The organism is Clostridium sulfidigenes (assembly GCF_052067195.1).
Lineage (GTDB): Bacteria > Bacillota > Clostridia > Clostridiales > Clostridiaceae > Clostridium_J > Clostridium_J sulfidigenes.
Genome location: NZ_JBQHQR010000008.1, coordinates 136,944 through 159,150 on the forward strand (window position 1 = coordinate 136,944; position 22,207 = coordinate 159,150).

Below are 22,207 nucleotides of genomic sequence, written 5' to 3' on the forward strand. Positions count from 1 at the left end.
ATTTTTTAGTTTTTAGAGTTTAAAAAACTTCTCAATTCAGTAATTCTCTCTGAATTTAATGTATATTTCATCCAAGAGCCATCCTTATTACCAAGAACCAATCCACTATCTGTTAAAATCTTCATATGATAAGATAAGGTAGGTTGAGTAATATTAAAATTCTCAAGAATTTTACATGCACACAATTCCTCTGACTCTGTAAGCATATTAATAATCTTTAGTCTAGTCTCATCTGCCAATGCTTTAAACATTTGAACATATTCTGCATAATCATATTTCATAAAATCCTATCTCCTAATCTTTTATTTATAGATATTTTATATCTCCATTATATCTTTCATATAGATATTTGTCTATATGACCTTTAAATCTCTATTATTTCAAATCCTAAAAAACAATATATAATTCCATTAAATACAAATAGCTATCTCTACATGATTTTTTAGTCATTTAGATATAGCTAAATTTCTTAAATACTAAATCTATATTGTATAAGTATTTTTTCCTAATGATTTAGATAAATATAACTTATCATCAGCTTCTTTTACTAAATTATATATATCCCCTTCATTAAGTATCCTAGTAATTCCTATACCTATACTAACAGTTATTCTATCACTAACTTGTGAACATTCATGAGTAATATTAAGTTCCTTAAGATGCTTCATAAATCTTTTTATGTTTTCAATAATTTCTTTCTCATCCAGCCTAGATATTATTGAGAATTCTTCTCCACCATACCTGCAGACTACATCTTCAGTAAATATATCTTTCAAAGCCTTTGATACTACTTTTAAAATCTTATCTCCTTGAACATGACCATAGTTATCATTGTATAGCTTAAAATCATCTATATCTACCATTAAAAACGTAATAACTTCTTTATTCTGACAGGCTTTTAATAATTCCAAATGCATAAACCTTCTATTATATGTATCCGTTAAAAAATCTCTCTCACTTATTAGTTTTAATTCCTTATTTATTATAGATATTGCATTGTTTTTTATACCTAATATAAATACTGTAATAATTAAAAATATATTTATAAACTTACACAGACTTTTTTCTTTGATAAATATTATACTAACTAATAGTAGCAATGGAAATAGTACTATTAGTTTTTTTCTATATTTTTCTAACTTCATAAAAACTACTCTTATCACTCCTCCCCATTCTGGGTAAAGTATGATAATTTTCCTCTCAACTATTTCTGTAAATAATGATTTTGCTCCGTCATAACTTTAACCTACAGATTAAACATTCGTACAATATTACTAAATCATCAGACTAAAAATATAAGCTTTAGTATATTTCATTACTATGCATCTATAAAAATAGACAACCATAATTTCATATTGGATTGCCTTTTAAATATGTTGTAGCAATATTTTTATTAGTTAATTATGTTATATAAGTAATTTTATTTGTATAAATATTATCCTTAATATTTATTAAGCTGAAATTTTACAGTTAGTATTTATTCTAACATTTGAATAAATTATTTATTCTACCGTTTTTCCATTTAGTCTTTAGTACATTTTTATCATTTGTTTATATAACTTTTAATCTAAGAGATCCTTCAAACTAACCTCAAGTGCAATAGCCAAACTATTTAGAGTTTTTAGAGATGGCACTGTTCTTAAATTTTCAATATCAGATAAGTATGTGTTAGATATACCTGATAATTGAGCCAATTTATTTTGATTTATGCCCATTGATTTTCTAATAAATTTGATTTTTTTTCCTATTTCCACTCTATCACCCCAAACACTATTTTACGCTAATAGAGTAAAAAATCAATAGTTTTATGATTTTTTTACTGTCTATACATATTTTTTGTTCGTTTACTTATACTAATACTTAAACTATAATTTTATTATAAAAGTACGTAAATAACGTACTTTATTGGAGGTATATATATGAATTCAAGAAAAAAACTTAGAGATCTTAGAAAATCTAAAGGATTAACTTTAAAAGAATTATCTACTAAAACAAATTTATCAATATCGTTTATAAGTGATATTGAGCACAATAGAAGTAATCCTTCTATATCTACTTTAAAAATACTTTGTAATGCTTTAGATGTACCTATAACCTATTTATTAGAAGATGATAAAACTCCATCTAATTTAATATGTACTGATTTAGATGCAGTATTATCAATGCTACTAAATGACTTTTCATCTTGGAGTTATGATGACAAAATAGAACTAATATGCTATCTAAAAGCTAAAAAACATGTTCGAGAAGCACAAAAAAAGATGTGAATATATAAATTTATATAAATAATTTAAATACTATTTAATCAAATTAAATTTTAAATCTAATTTATGTGATTACTTAATTTATTTTATATTATTTATAACATCCATCCCGTATTATGGCTTTTTTTGTAATATTTGTTTCATTTTTCTTTATTCCATTATATAATTGAAACATAATATATATTCTTAAATAGGAGTGATTGCTATGTATAATAATCTTTTCAATAAAACACACCTAAATCAAGAAACTATAGATGTATTAATCCCTATTTTAAATGAATTTGATGATTGTATATGGATAAAAAATATAAATGGAGAATATCTAGCAGTTAATAACGCATTATGTAATCTTCTAGGGGAGGATAAAAATACTTTATTGCATAGTAACGGTCTTGATATCTTCGACTACTCTAGTTTTAAATTTGTCATTAAAGATGATTTAAATGTTATTAATAAAAAGAAAAAAAGTATTATGAATGAATATTTATATATAAAAGGTAGAGAAGTTATTTTACAAACTCACAAAATTCCCATTATAAATTCGGACAATAGCTGTTACTCCTTTTTAGCTATTGGACAAGTTATTAATACGGAGGAACTATACTACAACAATTTTATTATAGACAATAATTATAAAACACTATGTAATCTAATTACTGAAAGTGAAGAAAAGCGTGAACAAGTTTCTTATGAAGAAGTTCATGAATATCTTATGGATATATATGAAACCCTAGACATAAATGGTACAAGCCTTTGGATCTATGATGATTCTAAAAAGATGTTAATAAAGCAAATGTCTCTAGGCATTACTGAAAACATATCTGGCAATGATACCTTTTCTATAAGTGATTTCTATAAAGACGAATTAATAAATATTTCTATGAAAATAAACTCACCCACACCTTTAAAAAACTGTGAAAATTTTTATTGTAATAATGGTTTTTGTCAAAGTTATAAGTATTTCCTTAAAGATAATTATATAATTGTTATACCTATAGTCTATAATAACTCCAGACTTCTAGGTGTTTTAAATTTATATTATAATGAGTCGTTTGACACAGAATCTAATGCTAAATATATTGTGAGGACTTCTAAGAGATTAGCCTTATTACTAAAAAATATATATTTATCTACCCAATTGACATATCAGTTGCAAAAAAAGATTAAACTTGAAAATGAATTGAGTAGATTTCTTAATATAGCAGTTGATTTATATGCGATTATTGATACTAAGGGATATATTAAAAAAATAAGTTCTAATATACCTTTCATATTGGGCTGGGACTTTAATGATTTGAAAAAAATTCCTATTCAGACACTAATAAAATCAACAAATAATAGTATAAATTTTAAAGATATTTTGCATACCTATAACAAAAAATTTTATGGTGGAATATGTAAAGTAAAATGTAAAAACAATTCCTTCAAATTAATTGAATGGTATTATTATCACCAACAAGAAACACAGGAAATATTTATTACGGGTAAAGATGTAACTAGCTTTTCAAAACTAGAAGAAAAAGTTGCCTCTTTAGAAGAAAAAGTAGAATGCGAGAAATTTAAAACAGATTTCCTAGCAAATATCTCCCACGAATTTAAAACTCCTTTAAATATAATATTAGCAAGCATTCAGTTAGAGCTTAATGGTTATAATAGTGTAAATGATAATAATAGTATTTACTATAATCGTCTTAACATGATAAAACAAAACTCATATAGACTTCTTAGATTAGTTGATAACCTAATTGATGTAACCCAAGTTGATAGCAACAATATAAAGCTATACAAAGAAAATGTTAATGCTATTTCATATTTTGAAGATGTGGTGGACTCAGTTTCTCAATATATAAAGAAAATGAGTAAAAATATAATATTTGATACTAATGAAGAAGAAGTATTTCTGGATTGTGATCCTGAAAAAATTCAAAAAGTAATTTTAAATTTAATTTCTAACTCCATAAAATACACAGAAGTTAATGGCAACATATGGATTACACTAACAACTAACTGGGACGAGGATAGACTATATATTTCTGTAAAGGATGATGGTGTAGGTATACCAAAGAATAGTTATGATATTATATTTGAAAGATTTAAACAGGTGGATAATTTATTCATAAGAAGAGCTGAAGGAAGTGGAATCGGATTACCCTTAGCAAAATCCTTTATTGAACTTCATAGTGGAGAAATATGGGTAAATAGGGCTATAGACAAAGGTTCAGAGTTTATCTTTTACTTACCTATAATCTCTGAAAAGGATAGCAAAGTTAATTATTTTTATAATAAAGTTGTAGATTCTAGATCAGAGAGACTTAAGATTGAGTTTTCAGACATATATTCTTATCCTAATTAAAATGGTTTACAAAGAACAAAACAAAATGGAATCCCTTATAATAAGGAATTCCATTTTTTATTTATATTATTAAGCTACAATTTCTTTATCATTTTCTTCTTTTATAAAATCCTCAGCTGATAATCCTTTAGATATTGGTTTACTTTCATCTAATGGCTTCATTGCAAATCCTGTATATCCGTAGAATGCAGATATAATAGGATTAATTAATCCCAAGAAGTGGAATGGTGCATAAGCAAAAGCACTTACTCCTAAAGTAGTAAAGTATACTGCCCCACAAGTTGACCAAGGCACTAGCCCTGAAGTTAAAGTTCCTGCATCTTCAAGTACTCTTGAAAGATTTTTAGGATGTAAATTCAACTTTTCATATACTGGTTTATACATTTGACCTGGTATAACTATTGCCATGTATTGATCAGCAGCCATAAAGTTCATAGCGATACAACTTATAATATTTGATAAAACAATACTTCCTCTGCTGTGACAGAAAGTAAGAATTTTAGCTATTATAGTATCTAAACAACCTATTTGCTTTACAAGTCCACCAAAACATAATGCACACATAACTAAAGAAATAGTTTCCATCATTCCAAGCATACCGCCTCTATTAAGGAGTGAATCAACCATTGAATTTCCTGAGCTTATCTCAAAGCCATAGAATAGTGACTGTACAATGCCTGAAATAGTCTGTCCTTGTCCTAGTGCAAATAAAACTCCTATAATAGTTCCACCTAACATTCCTGGTATTGCTGGAACTCTAAATATAATCATTAAAACTACTGAAAGTGGTGCTATAAATATTATTGGACTAATATTGAAGCTCCCTTGTAATGTTTCTAAAATAGCATTTATTTGACTAGTATCAGCAACTGCTGTATCTCTGAATCCTAAGCCTATTATAGCAAATAGAATTACAGCAATTATAAAGCTTGGTATTGTTGTATACAGCATATGTCTTATATGATCAAACACATTTACTCCCGCTACACCTGCTGACAAATTTGTACTATCTGAAAGTGGTGACAGCTTATCTCCAAAAGAAGCCCCTGTAACAACTGCCCCTGCAACAATTGCAGAAGGTATTCCAAGACCAGCACCTATACCCATTGCTGCTGTTCCCATAGTTCCCGCTGTAGTCCATGCACTTCCTGTTGAAACAGAAACGATAGCACATATTATTGGAAGCAAGAATAAAAACATGGTTGGTGTAAATAATTTAAGTCCATAAAATATCATTCCTGGAACTACTCCACCCGCAATCCAAGATCCTACTAAACAACCAACTATCATAATAATAAAGTTAGCTTGCATAGCCATGGAGTTTGTCTTTATCATTGACTCCTCCATATCTCCCCAGCTATGCCCTAAAAATTTCCCTATAATGGCGGTAATAGCACAACATATAACTAATGGTATCTGTGGTGCTGAATCAAATACTAGTACACCTAATAGCATAAAGCAAATTAAGCACACAAATGGTATCACTGCTATTAGCAGCGATGGTTTTTTAATTTCTTTCCCCTTATTCATAAATTAGTCCCCCTTGTTAATTAAATATTTATCTTTAAGTATTTTCTTATAAAAAAATACTTATAAGCGTAAATTAAATAATTTATCTACAGTTATTTTATAATTATTTATATGGTAATAAATATCAAAATATATAATTATATTTAATTTAAATATAATTATGAATAAATATCCACTTATTACTTTGAATATATCATGAATTTTGCGAAATTTCAATATAATTCAACATATGAATTGTTATTTTATTCACTTATTTTGTATATTTATGTATTATTTTATATTAATTGTATATAGATATTTCTTAAAACTGCATATGGTTACCTCTTCAAAAATGCAGCTATATTGTTAACTTTATAACATTTGCATGTGTTATTTTTAACAATAAAAAGCCTCAGAAACTGTTGATAAATCTATTTATTCTATCAATGACTCTATTATATTATTAATCTAAAAAAGGACTATCTCAAAAAATATTTCAAGATAGTCCTTTAAATTTTTATTTAGTTACTTTAATATAATTTCCAACAAAAGACGTAGTTCCACTTTGCTCAAACCTAATATAAGCATTGTCAATTTTATCTTCATCTACTGCGTAAACTAAATGAGTTTCTTTTGTTTCATTCGGTGCAAAATCACTGAAGAAAAAGCTTTTTCCTTCATAATCTGATTTATCAAAGTATATTGGTGCATTATCCATTTGAAGGTTATTACCATTACCCCAATAATCACTTAGAAATTGGAGATTACCATTCGATGCTTTCTTCATAAACCCAATTCTCGGATAAATATTTATATCTTTTAGTTCTTTATCAAAAGGATTCTTCATGGTTAAAGTTACATAAACATACTTCATTCCTACTGTTTCAGTAATAGTATTCATTTTATTATTTTCCCATTTTTCCTCGTTAACTCTTTCATAATCCTTTAGTGTTCCATCTTCATTTATAAATGTAAGATACTCATTATAGTCAGAGAACTTATTTTTATCTAATTCAGGTAACTTATCTAATACTTCAATATTATTTACAGTAAAAGTTGGGTTTTCATCTGGGAACCCTTCATCACTTATTTCTTCATCAATATTAAATACATGATCAGTTGAAATTCCAGGTTCTACATATTCTATCTCTTCTTTATCATTATCTACTACATCTTTTAATTCATCTGAAAATGCAGGAACCACAATAAATTCTCCAGGAATCTCTTCACATTTAATATTTTCTGCTACTTTTTTAAGTTCTTCTAAAGAAGTATTGTCAGCACCATAAATTGTAACAACATATCCACCCTTTTCATAAAACATATTGATAATATGGTTGTACTCCAGTCCTTCCCTTGTAAGAATTTGTGCCTTTATGCCGCCAAGGGTAGTTTCTTCTACATCACTTACATAAATTTCTTCAAAATGCGTTGTATAGACAGGTGGACAAATAGTAATTCCCCCTACACTATGGTCACCATTAGGATGATATTTTCCGAGGGCATTTGCAGTCTCTATATATCCTTCTGGAATATACCCAGGAACCACCTTCATTGCAGGTACTTTAGTAGGAGCAGATTCTGTTTGAATATCACAAGTAAGTGTTCCTGTTTCTTCATTCTTACTTGTTGTAACTAAATAATGTTTAACTGCACCATAGGCTGTTGCAGATATTGCTAATGTAGCCGTAATAGCTGCAATAAGTACTATTATCTTTTTCTTCATAATTTTTTTCCCCTTTTTATTAATACTCTGAATAGAGTCTGTATTATTGTCACTTTGAATAAAATCTTGATTTTCAATGATGTTAACTTTTTGATTTTTGTATTTTTGAGAAAATTCATGAGGCTCCATAGTATTTTTTAACTCTTCTACAGCATTTTCTTGCCCTAAAAGATACATCAATTTATCAAGATCTGGTTTATTATCCATACAATTCATCTCCTATCATTTCTTTTACCATCTTTCTAGCACGTTCATATCTTTTTGCTGCAACATCTTCACTAATGTGTAGTAATGATGATATTTCTCTATAGCTAAGTTCATAAAAGCAACGATACTGAATTATCTCACGATATTTTGATGGTAAATTAGAAAGTAATTGTGTAATCATATGTCTATCTTCTACTGTTTTTACAGAAGGAACCCCCTTTTGGTTTTCACTAGTCACTTTTTCCTCTACCTCTTTAGTGAATAACTGAGTTTCTTTCCTATTTCTACGATATAAATCAATGGATATGTTTTTTATTGTATATACAACCAATCTCTTAGTTTTTAAACTTTCTACCCCATGAATAGTCGAGATATATGGAATTAGCTTTATAAATGCATCTTGAACTGCATCCTCAGCTTGTTCTACATTATTTAAAATTGAGTATGCAATACCATACATCTTATTTTCATAGGCATCATAAAGCTGTGCTAGCATATTATTTTTAAAATTTTCATCCGATGAAATCTCCACCTAATCACTCCTTGCTGTTTAAGAGTCCTCTTACTAAATATAACGAATGAGAACTTACAATTCTGACATTTTTATCTTAAATTCAAAATAATTACTACTTATATAATAATATAGGTTACTTTTAATAAATTCCACCATTGTAATTAAGTTTTAAAGTAAAAATTTAAGATAGAATTTTACACATAAAAAAAGAGCATTTATACTAGAAATACTCTTTTTTAATATTAATCTATTATAGTAACTTCTCCAAATTCTCTACCAATTCACCTATTGCATTAACATAATCCTTTATTATTCTATCTGCAACTTCATTTGCTAAGTTTTCATTATAAATATGAGAAGTGGAATTTCTATCTTCTAATAAATTAATCCAAACTTTATCATCAGATATTAAATTATTTACGTAGGCTTTCTTAAATATAGTTCTTGGAAATGAATTTTCAAGAGTAACGCCAAGATATTTCATGAACTCCTTCATAGTCTTATGAGTAAGCTCATAGGTAAATTCAAACCTTTGAATAAGACTATCTCTAATTATTTCATTTTTACCATCATAAATATCACTAACCTCTTTTAATTTTCCATATGCCTTTTTCAAGTTCATATATTTAAACTCTATACTTCTCATATAATATTACCCCTTCCCTTTCTACTTGCTCTATAAATAGCTCATCATCTATTCTTCTCATATTTGAAAAATCAAACTCTAATAAAGTTGGACTGGTATTTTCTATCTCTTCTATGAACTCAAATATATCACAATCAGCATATACAGCCAAATCTATATCACTTTTTAGTTCATTATCACCCCTAGCTCTTGAGCCAAAAAGTACCACCTTGTTTATACCTTTATATTTTTTTGATATAGATATAATTGTATCTACTATTTCTCCATCTAAATTCAAAAAATCACCCCTTATATTATATAAAACCTATAATGTCATATGATTTATCTTACCATTTTTAAAAGATCTTATAATATCATGTCCTAAATTAATCATTATCATTTTATCATAAACATAATCATTTAAATACTTTTATCTATTCTCCATAAAACTTAGGTGAAGCCTTTGAATCTTTAATTAAGAAGAATGCGTCTCCCACATCTTCTTGTTTTAATCCGTAATATTTTAATATTTTCAATACCTTTTTATCACTTATAGGAGTATATAATCTTACAGACCCACTACCATCAATGTAGGGAATGTTTATTTCTGATATATTATATTCCTCGCCACTTAAACTATTATAAGAATTCATATACATATATATCATTGAATATACCCTTCCCTTAAGTGGCCCATAATCATTGTTAACACTATTAGCAAAGGTATTAATGGGATCTTCTCCGCATGTATATTCTGTTCTTATTTTCTTATATACATGAGCTCCTCCAAATTGCCCATAATACTTTCCCTTTGGTAGTTTTTCATAAAAATCTTTAAAGTTTTGAACTATTGTGGCTTCACGTACTGTTTGATTTTCAGTAAAAACATTCTTTACCACTTTATTAAAATAAAAAAAATCTTCTCCAAGATATTCTTTGTATACATTTTCATCATCTTTTAATGATTTACGTATATCATTAAAGAGGAAATAATCACTGCCCCAATCATACTTTTTTAGCCTTTTCACTATATCGGCTATTTTTGTAGGTGGTTCTCCTAATTCATTAGTTAGATATGTTAAATACTCTGCACTTAACATATTATTATGCTCAACATCAATACCCACAAACATTATCTTTTTATCCTCTGGTAACTGTTTGTTATAGTCATAATAAAACTCATATAAATCATAGGTATCTTGATTATATGCATAAGAACCCTCAAATTTATTTACTAACCTTTTTATAATATCTGTATCACCTGTTTTTAGGTACTCATTTAAAATCTCTGCCATAGAAACTGGTGCTTCTAATAATATATACCTTACTCCCTGCTCTTCAATAAAATATCTAGCCATATATTGTTGCATTTTATAGCTAAGCTCTGTTCCATGAGCTTCTCCAGTTAAATATACATCATAATTTTTGAGTTCTCCCTCAATACCTTTAAGCTCTTGAAAATTTCCTTCCATATTTATTTTCTTTCCCGTTGACATTAATATGGTAATATCTCTATACATTTTTCCTAGTCTTGTGAACATAAAAAAGGATACAATACTTACTATTACTAGCGATAATGATATTATCAGAATAATTCTCTTTTTCTTAGACATAGTTTATCCTCCAAAATTTATTTGTAAATCTTATTGATATATTTCACAAACAATATATAGCATTATATTACTTAATATCAATATTATTACATTATAAAACTTATGTCAATTAACTCTAACTTAACATGCTTTCAGTTTCTTTTAATATGTAATAAAATCCTTGAAACCCCCATGGCGCCTACAACTAGTTAACTAGTTAAATAGCTAAATAGTTTTATTGTTAAATATAAAGCTAGTTTCCTATAAAAATATTAATATAGTTATAATTTTACATAGTTAAGATTATAACTATAAATTTTTTTATAAATTAGACTGTGCTATTAAATTAGTTTATATATGCTTAAACGCAAAAGAGGGCAAAACTTTCGTTTTACCCTCATATTTACTCTATTAAATTTTCTCCTAGAACTCTGCAGTTCCTGTAGTTCTTGGGAATGGTATTACGTCTCTGATGTTGCTCATTCCAGTTACGTACATTATCATTCTTTCGAAGCCTAGACCAAATCCAGCGTGTTTTGTGCCACCAAATTTTCTTAATTCTAGGTACCACCAGTAGTCCTCTGGGTTTAATCCTAATTCGTTGATTCTGTCTACAAGTAGATCATATCTTTCTTCTCTTTGGCTTCCTCCGATGATTTCTCCTATACCAGGAACTAATAAGTCCATAGCTGCTACAGTTTTGTTGTCATCGTTCATTCTCATGTAGAAAGCTTTGATTTCCTTTGGATAGTCAGTAACGAATACTGGTCTTTTGTATACTTCCTCAGTAAGATATCTCTCATGCTCTGTTTGAAGGTCACAACCCCATTCTACTGGGTACTGGAACTCTTTATCTGCTTTCTTTAATAATTCTACAGCTTCTGTATAAGTTACATGACCAAAGTCAGAAGTTGCAACGTGGTTTAATCTTTCAAGTAATCCCTTATCTACAAAGCTGTTGAAGAATTCCATTTCTTCTGGAGCATTTTCAAGAACATAGTTTATGATATACTTTATCATATCTTCTGCCAATGTCATGTCATCCTTAAGATCTGCAAAAGCTATCTCTGGCTCTACCATCCAGAACTCTGCCGCATGTCTTGCAGTGTTAGAGTTTTCAGCTCTGAAAGTTGGTCCGAAAGTATAAACATTTCTAAATGCAAGAGCATAAGCTTCTGCTGCAAGCTGACCGCTAACTGTAAGGTTTGTTTCCTTACCAAAGAAGTCATTCTTATAATCTATTTTCTTATCCTCAGTCATTGGGATGTTCTCAAGGTCCATAGTTGTAACTCTGAACATTTCTCCTGCACCTTCACAGTCACTTCCTGTAATTATTGGAGTGTGAGTATAAACAAATCCTCTTTCATTGAAGAAGCTATGAATTGCATAAGCAACTAAAGAACGTACTCTAAATACTGCTGAAAAAGCATTACTTCTAGGTCTTAAGTGAGCTATAGTTCTTAAATATTCAAAGGTGTGTCTCTTCTTTTGAAGTGGATACTCATTACTTGATTCACCTTCTACTACTATTTTTGTAGCTTTAATTTCAAAAGGTTGCTTACTTCCTGGAGTTAATACAAGTTTTCCTTCAACTATTATAGATGAGCTAATACTTAACTTTTCTATATCTTTAAAGTTATCAAGGCTATCCTCGAATACAACTTGAAGGTTTTTAAAGAAGCTACCATCATTAACTTCTATAAAACCAAAAGCTTTAGAACTTCTTAAAGTTCTAATCCATCCTGAAATACAAACATCTTGGTCTGCGTATTTTTCACTTTCTCTGTAAAGACTTTTTACTAAGACTGTTTCCATAATAAAATCCTCCTTTTATAATTTGATTATTGCCTGTTGAGGTAATATGATTCTATTTTAAGACAATAAAAAAAACCTTTCCTTCCCTAAAAAACAGGGACGAAAGGATACATTCCGCGGTACCACCCAAATTATCATATTGATCAACTCAACAAGTACAAAGATCTCTCTTGATACTCTTCTCTTTTAACGGTGAGATTCCGTCTAAGTCTACTCTCCTAAGATTTCGGTTAGAAACTCCGAGATGTTCTTCAATAAGAGCTTCATATTGACCTTCCACCATCGTCAACTCGCTTTAACTACTTCTCATATCTACTCTTCTCATCACAGTCTTTATTTTCATCTATTAACTAGTATTTTCAAGTTTATATTATTTATTCAAAACACTTGTTATCTATTATTATATGTGCATGATTTTAGAATGTCAACTATTGGTGAAAAATTTTGTATTTGTTATAATCTAACATTTGTTATAAAATTATATTATAGCTTAATATCTATTAATTATTTATATGTTTGGAGGATATTCTATGAAAGAGAAAGTCCCTTTTACTAAATTTCAAAAATTCCTTGAAACTCTAGCTCTATTAATCTTACTAGGCTCAATAATCTATCTAATATTCATTTGGAGCACCCTTCCTGATACTATCCCATCTCACTATAATGCTAAAGGAGTTGTTACCAACTGGAGTGGGAAAGGTATGCTACTTATAATGCCTATAATTTCAATAATTTTATATACAGGACTTACAACCATAACGCTGTTTCCTAATATATGGAATGTACCTGTAGAAATCACAGAAAAAAATCAGAATTTTGTATATACTAATCTAAAAACTATGCTGATATTTTTAAAATTAATCTTAGTTTCTGATTTTTCTTATATGACAATATGTTCAGCAACTCAAAGTTCTTTAAGTGTTTTATTTACACCTATAGTTTTAATTGCTGTATTTGGTACACTTGCCTTTTTTATCACTAGAATAATTAAAGGAAGCAAAAAACTTGAATAATATACTTAGAATATATACACAATATTGATTAAATAAAGGAGCCTAGATATTAATATATCTAAGCTCCTATTTATTGTTAATTAAGTTATTATTAATTAAGATTTAATATAGAATCATCAGAATTAAAGGTATTTACATTATATAAAAATAACATATCTGTTATATCCTTCGACTCAATTAACTCTTCCATATTATCCATGTAATACCTAAGATCTACCACGTCTATCTCTCCATAGTGGGAAGTTAAAAAAGGTAGAAAACTATTGGCATAGGAATCTTTAACTACTAATAGCTTCTTCTTTGGATCTCCTAAAGATTTAATATTAATATGTGGATGATTTCCTCCTGTAAAAACTTCATACTTATCCTTTTTATCTAAATTCTCACTGCTATATAAGGTACCGACTTTCTTTTGCTCAGTTATATAATTAACCACCATTTCCCCATTTTCTTTAGGTATATATACATTTATACAATCTGGCTTTCCTCTCTTATCTCCTATTTTTGAAGTTAAGCTTCCATAAAAATCATTAGCAACTAACTCAACCTGAAAATCTCCCTCTTTTTTAGGCTCTAGCCCCAAACTCTTACAAAATTCCACATAGGCAAGATAAGCCCCTTTGCTAGTCCAGTGATGGTCTGTCCTATAGTATAGATATTTATCCTTATTATTTATAAGTGCATTATAGGGATTAATATATTTAACATTAGAACTTAACTTTCCTTCTATGTACTTCATATATTCCAACTGATTATCCACTGGTGCGTATTTAGGTAGCTTATCCTTTAGAATCTCTATAGCTGTTGGTATCAGCATAAAGCTTGTATTTATATTTTCATGTTTCTTTACAAATTCATTAATAGCTAAAACCTTATGGTCAGTTTCTTCCTTTGCTCTCTCTTCAAAGTCTTCAATAAGTTGATTATTCTTTCCTATAAATACATCATTACTTTCACTTTTACCCATTAGTTTATCTACCTTAGCCTTAGCATTTATAAATAAACCTCTTCCTGGAAATTGGTCTGATATATAACTCTCATAATTTTTAATATAGTCACCACTAAGAAGTGCTCCTAAAGAAAACTCTGGTCTACTAGCTAGATTTCTATTTTCTTCTTCCGAAAATGCTTTTTCTCTTCTTAATATATTACTTACAGACATTATAGCTATAAATAAGAGAAATACTACTGCCATTAGCCTTCTATTTACCTTGTTACTTTTATCCATTTCTCTCACTCTGCTTTCTTTAAAATCTAAAATATAGGAAAGGATTATAACTTTCACTAACTAAATAAACTATAGATAAAATTAAAACTAACATATTCATGGCAATAACTATATATACGCCCTTTAACTTATACTTCTTTTTTATATATACAATTAAATTTTTAATCAAAGGCGTAGAGCAAATAATTGCTATTACTATAAGTATTAGATTTGTTTTCAAAGTATATTTAGCCATATTATCCATAAAAATATTTTTTCCCATTCCAAACATAAGCTTTATGTAATTTAGTGCATCTTTAACCTTTGATGTATCAAAGAATACCCAGCTTATAATTACTAAAACTACAGTATATATATGAGCAATAGCATCAGGGACTTTATTAAGAATTTTTCCCAAAAATAATTTTTCAAGGAATATGAATACTCCAAAATATAGGCCCCAAATTACAAAATTCCAACTAGCTCCATGCCATAGTCCTGTGGCAAACCATACTATAAGTAAATTTCTAAATTGCACAGCCTTCCCTCTTCTATTTCCTCCTAAAGGAATATATATATAATCCCTAAACCATGAACCTAAGGATATGTGCCATCTTCTCCAAAACTCACTGATACTCTTAGACATATAGGGATGATTAAAGTTCTCTAAAAATTCAAATCCAAACATCTTTCCAAGACCTATTGCCATATCAGAGTAACCACTAAAATCAAAATATATTTGTAGTGTAAAGGCAATTATACCTATCCAAGCTGTTAATATAGATAATTCTTCAATAGGAAGCCCCTTAATAGAAGTCCAAATCATGCCTATATTGTTAGCAATAAGAACCTTTTTTCCCATACCTCCAATAAATCTTTCTACCCCTTCTCCAAATTTATCTATAGACTCACTTCTGTTATTAAGTTGATCTTCTATATCATTATATTGGACAATTGGTCCAGCTACTAGTTGCGGAAACATAGTAATGTATGCCCCAAAATTTATAATGTTTCTTTGCGCAACCACCTTTCCCATATATACATCTGCTACATAGGATATGAGCTGGAATGTATAAAAAGATATTCCCAGTGGTAAGGGTAAATTCCTTATTTGAAGATTAACACCAAAAATTCCATTGATATTATCAATTAAAAACCCATAATACTTAAAGAAGAATAAAAAACTTAAATTTAGTACAATTACAGTAATAAATATTGCTGTTCTTTTTTCACTATCTTCCTTATTTGCCTCTATCATAAGGCCACCTATATAATCAATTAATATGGATCCTATCATTAAGAAGATATATATAGGTTCTCCCCAAGCGTAAAAAATCAAACTCATTATAAGAATTACTAGATTTTTAAATTTCCTAGGACATATATAATAAATTATTAAGGTAATTGGTAAAAACATAAATAAAAATATCAAACTACTAAAAACCAAATTAATCACTCCAATTAAAATATAGTTACTACTTAAATTCTTTATTTATTGCTGCTTCTATGGTTGCCGAATCTTTTGAAATGATCAATATTAAGTACTTTCCTTTTATATCTAATACACGATTACTTATTATGTCATATTCCTCGGGCCTATAGCTATTAAAACTATCGGACTGTTTTTTTATTCTTCCCTCAACTTTGACCTTTAACTGCTGTATAACTTCTTCACTTTTCCCTTTTAATACGAGAACCTCATTAGCATCCATATTACTCTTAGGTGCGTATAAAATAAAATCTTCTACTTCATTTTTACTTATGTAATATAACTTTCTTAGCTTTGAACTATCACCTTTATCCATCTGTTCATCATCTATAACCTGTGAAAGATTCTTTCTTAAGCTATCCATATCTGCATCTTTAACTTTAAGAACTTGATACAGAGCTATAAATGTAATTAATACTGTTGCTATCAATATATAATAATAATTTTTATACTTTTTCATATTTATCTCCTAATTATTTGATGTAATTCCTTGGTGTAAATAAGATAACCATTTTAAATAAAAATCATATTTTAAGTGTATACCATCTTGCTCATAGAGCTCAGCCTTATCCCTTACCAATACATCAATATTTAAATAATTAACTGCTGTTTCTTCACTTACTTCATAAACTAATTTTCTAAACTCATCTAAATTAGTATTAGTAAGCCTTCCATTAGTTTCTATAGCCCTATCCATAACTGGTAGAGGTGCTTGTATGTATATATTAGTATTAGGTAATTTTGTCTTAATATCATTTATAAATTCTAAGTAATGAGCCTTAAACTTATCTGGACCCCCAGGTCCACCTCCATCAAATTCTATTACATCATTCATTCCATATAAAAGTACTACATTCTTAGGCTGTAAAGATACAACTTTATCTATGTTTTCTTTTCCTTTAACTACAGTATCTCCCTTATTACTTATTACATTATATTGATTTACTAGCTCCATCTCCATAAGACCTTCTGTGATAGAATCTCCCATAAACACTGTATTCTCATAGAACTTATAAAAATCAACATCTTTATCTTCTACCACAACTTCAGGAGTATGATGTTTCTCTATCTTATCCTGGATTACACTTAAATCAGCCTGTTCTAAATCTTTCAAGTGCTTTCTCCCTAATAGTACTCTTTGCTTTTCATTCATCTGAACCTTTTTATTTTCTATAAAGGTATGTATACCTATTGCTGCTATTATCACTACTAATATTATTCCTATAATTGTCATAATTCGAAAACTTCTTTTCTTCATGTTATCTTCCTCTTTTGTCTAATATTTATCTTCCTTAATCATTCTAATACAACAAATTTAATATTTGGTTACAAAATCCTTACGTTTCTAAAAAACTTTCCTTCACATAAAGAAACCTAAGCATAGATATACTTAGGTTTTTTCATCATTATAATAATATATGGTTATCAAAATTTTAATACTTATCCGATTATAGGTTATCCTAGTTAAGCTTTAATATATCACTTAAACTCTCATTTTTAATAATAAATTTAAAAACTAAAACTCCTATAATTGAAACTACTACAAATTCTCCTATGGCAACTTGTAATACAGAAAGCCAAAATGGTAGATTTATCATGTAGTAAAGTTCTGCCCCTATAATTAAAGCATTTGATATAGTTGCCCATAAAGATGCTATAAATAGTACAAGTGTTTTATTATAGCCTTCTTTTTTAGTTAAAGCCTTCTTAGTTTGCCAAATTAAAACTAGAGCTATTAAACTAGCTAAGCTTCCAAATATCATATCTACTATTGCCATAGGGCTAAGTAGAAAATTTGAAATGGCACATCCTATAGTTAAGGCTGGAATATATAGTGGGTCTATAAATGCCAAAAGTACCATTACCTCTGATAATCTAAATTGAATATTTCCAAAGGCAAAGGGTGCGATAACAGCAGTAACCGCTACATAAGTAGCTATAATTAGAGCCATCTTTAATAATTTTTTAGTATTGTTGCTAGTATTCATAAATATAATACCCTCCTCATTTTTTAATAGTGTAAGCTCTTAGCCTTACTAGATTCATATATTGCCCTATTTAACCCCATACAAACCTACTAATAAAATAATGAGTCTAGCTATGTCACCTCACTAGCTCCGCACCTATCTTTAACTCAGCATTTTCTTTATCTAAAAAATACCACCCATATTTATTGGTGATTAAATTATATACTCCTATAATATATATTTATATATATTATAGAAAAAATAAAGGCCGTCATCCAAATGACAGCCTTGTAATCCTTGTACATAAATAAAGCTCTACCTTTTTATGATGAGCTAATTAAAAGATTTCAATGCCGTAGTTTTATTTAAAGACAGGAGGCTTACGAACTGTCACTCTTATTTTGTTCAATCTCATTATATAATGTAAAGTGTTGAATTTCAAGTATTTCAGAGATTTTCAGAAGATTTATTTTATTATTTATTCTCATGTAATATTGATATTTTCTATATTTTTCGTTGGAAACTTTGTTAGAATAGTTTTTCTAATGAAATTTATTAAAATATTATATTACTATTGATTTTTACATCCTTCAATGGCGTGGTTTGTGCGCTAAATACGCATTTAAACCAAACTTATACATACACATCTAATTTATCTTAACATATCAGCAATCTCATCTTTAGATTTTATCTTATCTTTATATCCACCTTCAAATTCTTTTGGTATTTGTTGCTTCCACTTAGAGTCTTCTAGCTTGTATTTACCTTGATATTCACCTACTGGTGCATAACATGGCTTACCATCTAATGGTGGTGTTTGTAAAGCAAATATTATTACATGCTCATTTATATCCATAGGTGCAATCCCATCTGTTATGAGCTTGGTTGGTTTCATATCTTTTAATGAAATGGCTTCATTTGGAAACTTCTTCTTATGTTCATTTAATAAGACTTCTGGTGAGAAAATTCCTCCTGTTTCTATAACGCATATATTTTTCCCTTTTTCTAATGTGCCATCATTTTTAAAAATTTCTACTATTTCTAAGTTTGAAACTGTATAAGGTATATCTTCTATCATGGGTGAAGTTGTCTTTTTAACAATCCCTTCTACGATTATAGTTGAATCTTTTTTTAATTCATTTATACTATGGTATTTCTTAGTTAAACTTATATGTGAGTCTATAATGTCATATTTAATATCGTCATTAATTACCCCTGTTGTATTATTTGAAACTTCTAGATTATTTGCATCTAAATTCCGTTCTGAATCCTTAATCTTACTATAAGCACTAAAACAAAATACCGTAATTACTAATACTATTGTTATACTAGAATATTTTATTATTTTTTTCATTTTAGTTTTCTCCATTCACTTTATTAAAATATTCTATTTATAGCTCTACAATCATCTACACTAGCTCCCCCATCTAATATTTCTGCAAGCTAATCATACATATCACTTTATTCCGATTCCAATTTTGTTTACAAGGCTTTATATTAGAACTTACTACGGTAAAATATGTTATTCACACTCAAGAAGAATATTGTTCATTTTTACATTAATCCCCTTTTTGCTCACTTTTTATACTTCTTATAGCTTGTACATTTATAACTTATATTCACATATTATAGAAATAAAATTCCAGTATATTGAGCATACTGGAATTTTATCCCTGAATCTTATTATAAATTATATTTTAAATATTATCCTTAATTTAATTCTGTAATATCTTTTTCTTCCGCTAAACCAATTCTCCATTGTCCCGATTTACTCCTTGCAGAATAATAAAGCAAATATCTATTTTTCAATCTTACTAAACTTGATTTATATAGAGTACCGTTATCAAAAGCCTCTTCACCTTCCGAAGGATTGAATAAGTTTTTCATTGGTAAAAAATTAACTCCATCCTTTGATACAGCATAATACAAGCCTTGGTTTCCCGCTTCATTATTACTATATCCATTAATAACTATCTCGTAACCTAAATCTGTTTTTATTAAATCATGATGCCATAGGTGAAAGTTAGATGGCTTGTCCTTAAAATTACATACCTGAGCATCCTTAAAGTTTTTAAAATCATTAGTTTCCGTATAATATAAATCACTACTATAGTTAGAAAACCATATTTTATATACACCTTTATCATAAATTATAATTGGTGACACATAGTCATATTTTTTATTAAAGGTATCAGGGGCTAGAACTAATTCTTTATCACTCCACCTTATGCCATCCTTACTTTTCATTACATAAACCATATTAGTACCATTATCTGTATTTTTTTTATCGCTACTAGATGGATTATATCTAAAATACACTTCTAATGTATCATCTACTAAACAAATATTTATATCAGAGTAATGACCTCCATTTGCAACATCTTTAGGCGTATCTAAAGGATTCTTAGAGCCTTTTAAATAATTAAAATTGCTTCCATCATTACTAACTAATATTTGTGGATTTTCATAGTCATCATTCCCATTAGGATAAGGTGTTAATCCCATCAAATACTTATATCCATTCCAACCATTTGGGGCATACAAAACATCTGGATGAACTGCTTGATTACTTCCATCATATGTTGGAGTTACTAAAGGACTTTTAGCATTAGTGTAAAATTTACCCCAAGATTGTACATTTAATAAATCCTTATTAACAGCTCTTTCATTCCCTACAGCAATAACATGATTTACATAATTTCCTTTTTCAATCATAAATTCTTCCATAGATTTATTTAACATTTTTGAACCAACATCAATTAAAGGCATATTGAGAACACCACTTGATGCACATGCTGATATAAATTCTGATGTATCATTACTTGAAGCCATCATAATTTCACCACCCCTATATAAACTTATATTCTTATTCATTAACTTTAAATCCACATTTTTAAAATAATTAGCTATATCTATTTTTTTCATCTTAAGATTAGAAAATGTCCTATAAAAAGTATCCTCATTTCCTGCAAAATATATAGTTGAATTATTTTTATTCCTTAGAAATTTGTATGTTGACAAATAATTATCTGATATTATTACAGGTGTCTCATTCATCATTCCAATGTATGATAATAACATTATTTCTTTAAGATTATCACCTTTGGAAAGAATATATGTATTATTATCTTTAAATTCTTCTGCAATTCTGATGCTAAGATTAGTACTATCCTTTTCTTGAACTCTATTTACTTCTAATCCTTTTTCTACAAGTTCATTTTCTATATTCTTTGAAATTGAATTGTCTTCTCCAATTAAAATTATTTTAGTTGATTGTAACCTACTAATCTCATTCTTTACTAAATCACTCAACACTTCTCTTTCAGTTAAAAGGATTGGTGCATTATACTTTTTACTTAGCGATAAGGATAAACATCCTTCCATAAAATTTTTAGTATTTATTATAATGGTGATATCAGAGCTTTTCCATATTTTTTGACACATACTTATAGCTGTTTTTTCAGGATTTTCTTCAGTAAATCGACTTACTTCTAGCATGTCTTTATGATTTGCTAAATTCATACTATTAGTATTAGCCATAGTGCTAATAGCTTGTTCATTGTTTTTAAAAAAATTGTTTAACCACTTAAAAAAATAAACTCCTATAATTACAATACATATACTCACTATTGGTATTATAAATCGTATAATCCTCTTTTTAATAAATTTTCTACGTCTCTTATTTTTTCTCATATTAATACTCCATTTACATAATTTTTATATTTAATATATATTTTTTAAAAAATTATATATTAAGTAACCTCAACCATTTCATTATACATGTTAAGTAGATATTAAATATTACATTAACATTACAATTTTGGAATATATAATCTTTTATTATGGTAAATGTGTAGTTAGTATATAATTGTGAACATAAAAAAAGCCAAGAATTAAATTCTCAGCTTTCTTTCTTCTAAAATATC

General features: G+C 28.2%; 20 protein-coding genes and 1 other annotated feature. Of the genes, 3 read left to right on the forward strand and 17 right to left on the reverse strand.

Going from position 1 to position 22,207, the window contains the following annotated elements; genetic code table 11:
• Nucleotides 1-5 precede the first annotated feature (5 nt).
• From ACTNBA_RS11320 to ACTNBA_RS11330, 3 genes are all read right to left on the reverse strand, one after another.
• The gene (locus ACTNBA_RS11320; RefSeq protein WP_035133162.1) at nucleotides 6-281 is read right to left on the reverse strand and encodes an ArsR/SmtB family transcription factor; all 276 of its coding nucleotides are present in this window, start codon (nucleotides 279-281) and stop codon (nucleotides 6-8) included.
• A gap of 201 nt (nucleotides 282-482) precedes the next feature.
• Complete coding sequence (locus tag ACTNBA_RS11325) at nucleotides 483-1,145, reverse strand: GGDEF domain-containing protein (protein ID WP_441074130.1); 663 nt, start codon at nucleotides 1,143-1,145, stop codon at nucleotides 483-485.
• Nucleotides 1,146-1,562: 417 nt separating this feature from the next.
• Entirely contained in the window at nucleotides 1,563-1,754 is a 192-nt protein-coding gene (locus ACTNBA_RS11330; protein ID WP_346848531.1) for a helix-turn-helix domain-containing protein, read from the reverse strand.
• 165 nt (nucleotides 1,755-1,919) lie between these two features.
• On the opposite strand from ACTNBA_RS11330, the gene ACTNBA_RS11335 reads away from it, so the two are divergent.
• Both ACTNBA_RS11335 and ACTNBA_RS11340 read left to right on the forward strand, forming a co-directional pair.
• Nucleotides 1,920-2,267: a helix-turn-helix domain-containing protein gene (locus tag ACTNBA_RS11335; RefSeq protein WP_441074133.1), complete on the forward strand. Its 348-nt coding sequence runs from the start codon at nucleotides 1,920-1,922 to the stop codon at nucleotides 2,265-2,267.
• Between the two features lie 202 nt (nucleotides 2,268-2,469).
• A complete protein-coding gene (locus tag ACTNBA_RS11340; RefSeq protein ID WP_441074134.1) occupies nucleotides 2,470-4,617 on the forward strand; it encodes a sensor histidine kinase in 2,148 nt (715 codons plus the stop codon).
• Between the two features lie 69 nt (nucleotides 4,618-4,686).
• On the opposite strand, the gene nhaC is transcribed toward ACTNBA_RS11340, so the two are convergent.
• From nhaC to asnS, 7 genes are all read right to left on the reverse strand, one after another.
• A complete protein-coding gene (nhaC, locus tag ACTNBA_RS11345; RefSeq protein WP_441074136.1) occupies nucleotides 4,687-6,147 on the reverse strand; it encodes a Na+/H+ antiporter NhaC in 1,461 nt (486 codons plus the stop codon).
• A gap of 496 nt (nucleotides 6,148-6,643) precedes the next feature.
• The gene (locus ACTNBA_RS11350) at nucleotides 6,644-8,059 is read right to left on the reverse strand and encodes a hypothetical protein (protein WP_441074138.1); all 1,416 of its coding nucleotides are present in this window, start codon (nucleotides 8,057-8,059) and stop codon (nucleotides 6,644-6,646) included.
• The gene (locus tag ACTNBA_RS11355) at nucleotides 8,052-8,591 is read right to left on the reverse strand and encodes an RNA polymerase sigma factor (protein WP_441074140.1); all 540 of its coding nucleotides are present in this window, start codon (nucleotides 8,589-8,591) and stop codon (nucleotides 8,052-8,054) included. The genes ACTNBA_RS11350 and ACTNBA_RS11355 overlap by 8 nt, the downstream gene beginning before the upstream one ends.
• A gap of 232 nt (nucleotides 8,592-8,823) precedes the next feature.
• On the reverse strand, nucleotides 8,824-9,219 hold the full coding sequence (locus ACTNBA_RS11360) for a nucleotidyltransferase substrate binding protein (protein ID WP_441074141.1): 396 nt from the start codon (nucleotides 9,217-9,219) through the stop codon (nucleotides 8,824-8,826).
• Nucleotides 9,200-9,496: a nucleotidyltransferase domain-containing protein gene (locus tag ACTNBA_RS11365; protein WP_441074143.1), complete on the reverse strand. Its 297-nt coding sequence runs from the start codon at nucleotides 9,494-9,496 to the stop codon at nucleotides 9,200-9,202. The genes ACTNBA_RS11360 and ACTNBA_RS11365 overlap by 20 nt, the downstream gene beginning before the upstream one ends.
• 136 nt (nucleotides 9,497-9,632) lie before the next feature.
• Nucleotides 9,633-10,811, reverse strand: a complete 1,179-nt coding sequence (locus ACTNBA_RS11370) for an erythromycin esterase family protein (protein WP_441074145.1) — start codon at nucleotides 10,809-10,811, stop codon at nucleotides 9,633-9,635.
• A 402-nt stretch (nucleotides 10,812-11,213) separates the two neighbouring features.
• The gene (gene asnS / locus ACTNBA_RS11375) at nucleotides 11,214-12,608 is read right to left on the reverse strand and encodes an asparagine--tRNA ligase (protein WP_502361627.1); all 1,395 of its coding nucleotides are present in this window, start codon (nucleotides 12,606-12,608) and stop codon (nucleotides 11,214-11,216) included.
• 89 nt (nucleotides 12,609-12,697) lie between these two features.
• Nucleotides 12,698-12,942: a binding site (T-box leader), on the reverse strand.
• Nucleotides 12,943-13,135: 193 nt separating this feature from the next.
• Between asnS and ACTNBA_RS11380 the strand changes: the two genes are divergently transcribed.
• Nucleotides 13,136-13,618 carry a DUF1648 domain-containing protein gene (locus tag ACTNBA_RS11380; protein ID WP_441074149.1) on the forward strand — a complete coding sequence of 161 codons (483 nt, stop codon included), beginning with the start codon at nucleotides 13,136-13,138 and terminating at the stop codon, nucleotides 13,616-13,618.
• A gap of 91 nt (nucleotides 13,619-13,709) precedes the next feature.
• Here ACTNBA_RS11380 and ACTNBA_RS11385 read toward each other — a convergent pair whose 3' ends face one another.
• From ACTNBA_RS11385 to ACTNBA_RS11415, 7 genes are all read right to left on the reverse strand, one after another.
• Complete coding sequence (locus tag ACTNBA_RS11385) at nucleotides 13,710-14,846, reverse strand: DHHW family protein (protein ID WP_441074151.1); 1,137 nt, start codon at nucleotides 14,844-14,846, stop codon at nucleotides 13,710-13,712.
• A gap of 19 nt (nucleotides 14,847-14,865) precedes the next feature.
• Nucleotides 14,866-16,272 (reverse strand): MBOAT family O-acyltransferase, encoded by a 1,407-nt coding sequence (locus ACTNBA_RS11390; protein WP_441074153.1) that lies wholly within the window; start codon nucleotides 16,270-16,272, stop codon nucleotides 14,866-14,868.
• Between the two features lie 28 nt (nucleotides 16,273-16,300).
• Nucleotides 16,301-16,774, reverse strand: a complete 474-nt coding sequence (locus tag ACTNBA_RS11395; RefSeq protein WP_441074155.1) for a DUF4358 domain-containing protein — start codon at nucleotides 16,772-16,774, stop codon at nucleotides 16,301-16,303.
• A 9-nt stretch (nucleotides 16,775-16,783) separates the two neighbouring features.
• Complete coding sequence (locus tag ACTNBA_RS11400; protein ID WP_441074157.1) at nucleotides 16,784-17,572, reverse strand: GDSL-type esterase/lipase family protein; 789 nt, start codon at nucleotides 17,570-17,572, stop codon at nucleotides 16,784-16,786.
• 202 nt (nucleotides 17,573-17,774) lie between these two features.
• Nucleotides 17,775-18,302: a QueT transporter family protein gene (locus tag ACTNBA_RS11405; RefSeq protein WP_441074159.1), complete on the reverse strand. Its 528-nt coding sequence runs from the start codon at nucleotides 18,300-18,302 to the stop codon at nucleotides 17,775-17,777.
• Nucleotides 18,303-18,933: 631 nt separating this feature from the next.
• Nucleotides 18,934-19,635: a hypothetical protein gene (locus ACTNBA_RS11410; RefSeq protein ID WP_441074162.1), complete on the reverse strand. Its 702-nt coding sequence runs from the start codon at nucleotides 19,633-19,635 to the stop codon at nucleotides 18,934-18,936.
• 356 nt (nucleotides 19,636-19,991) lie between these two features.
• Nucleotides 19,992-21,974, reverse strand: coding sequence for a cell wall-binding repeat-containing protein (locus ACTNBA_RS11415; protein WP_441074165.1), 1,983 nt, complete (start codon nucleotides 21,972-21,974; stop codon nucleotides 19,992-19,994).
• Nucleotides 21,975-22,207: the final 233 nt, after the last annotated feature.

Bases quoted from the DNA above. Each gene is read 5' to 3' on its own strand.
- ACTNBA_RS11415 (WP_441074165.1), bottom strand. From the start codon at position 21,974: ATGAGAAAAAATAAGAGACGTAGAAAATTTATTAAAAAGAGGATTATA.
- ACTNBA_RS11380 (WP_441074149.1), top strand. From the start codon at position 13,136: ATGAAAGAGAAAGTCCCTTTTACTAAATTTCAAAAATTCCTTGAAACT.
- ACTNBA_RS11335 (WP_441074133.1), top strand. From the start codon at position 1,920: ATGAATTCAAGAAAAAAACTTAGAGATCTTAGAAAATCTAAAGGATTA.
- nhaC (WP_441074136.1), bottom strand. From the start codon at position 6,147: ATGAATAAGGGGAAAGAAATTAAAAAACCATCGCTGCTAATAGCAGTG.
- ACTNBA_RS11405 (WP_441074159.1), bottom strand. From the start codon at position 18,302: ATGAATACTAGCAACAATACTAAAAAATTATTAAAGATGGCTCTAATT.
- ACTNBA_RS11360 (WP_441074141.1), bottom strand. From the start codon at position 9,219: ATGAGAAGTATAGAGTTTAAATATATGAACTTGAAAAAGGCATATGGA.
- ACTNBA_RS11385 (WP_441074151.1), bottom strand. From the start codon at position 14,846: ATGGATAAAAGTAACAAGGTAAATAGAAGGCTAATGGCAGTAGTATTT.
- ACTNBA_RS11325 (WP_441074130.1), bottom strand. From the start codon at position 1,145: ATGAAGTTAGAAAAATATAGAAAAAAACTAATAGTACTATTTCCATTG.
- ACTNBA_RS11410 (WP_441074162.1), bottom strand. From the start codon at position 19,635: ATGAAAAAAATAATAAAATATTCTAGTATAACAATAGTATTAGTAATT.
- ACTNBA_RS11400 (WP_441074157.1), bottom strand. From the start codon at position 17,572: ATGAAGAAAAGAAGTTTTCGAATTATGACAATTATAGGAATAATATTA.
- ACTNBA_RS11340 (WP_441074134.1), top strand. From the start codon at position 2,470: ATGTATAATAATCTTTTCAATAAAACACACCTAAATCAAGAAACTATA.
- ACTNBA_RS11395 (WP_441074155.1), bottom strand. From the start codon at position 16,774: ATGAAAAAGTATAAAAATTATTATTATATATTGATAGCAACAGTATTA.
- ACTNBA_RS11320 (WP_035133162.1), bottom strand. From the start codon at position 281: ATGAAATATGATTATGCAGAATATGTTCAAATGTTTAAAGCATTGGCA.
- ACTNBA_RS11350 (WP_441074138.1), bottom strand. From the start codon at position 8,059: ATGGATAATAAACCAGATCTTGATAAATTGATGTATCTTTTAGGGCAA.
- ACTNBA_RS11370 (WP_441074145.1), bottom strand. From the start codon at position 10,811: ATGTCTAAGAAAAAGAGAATTATTCTGATAATATCATTATCGCTAGTA.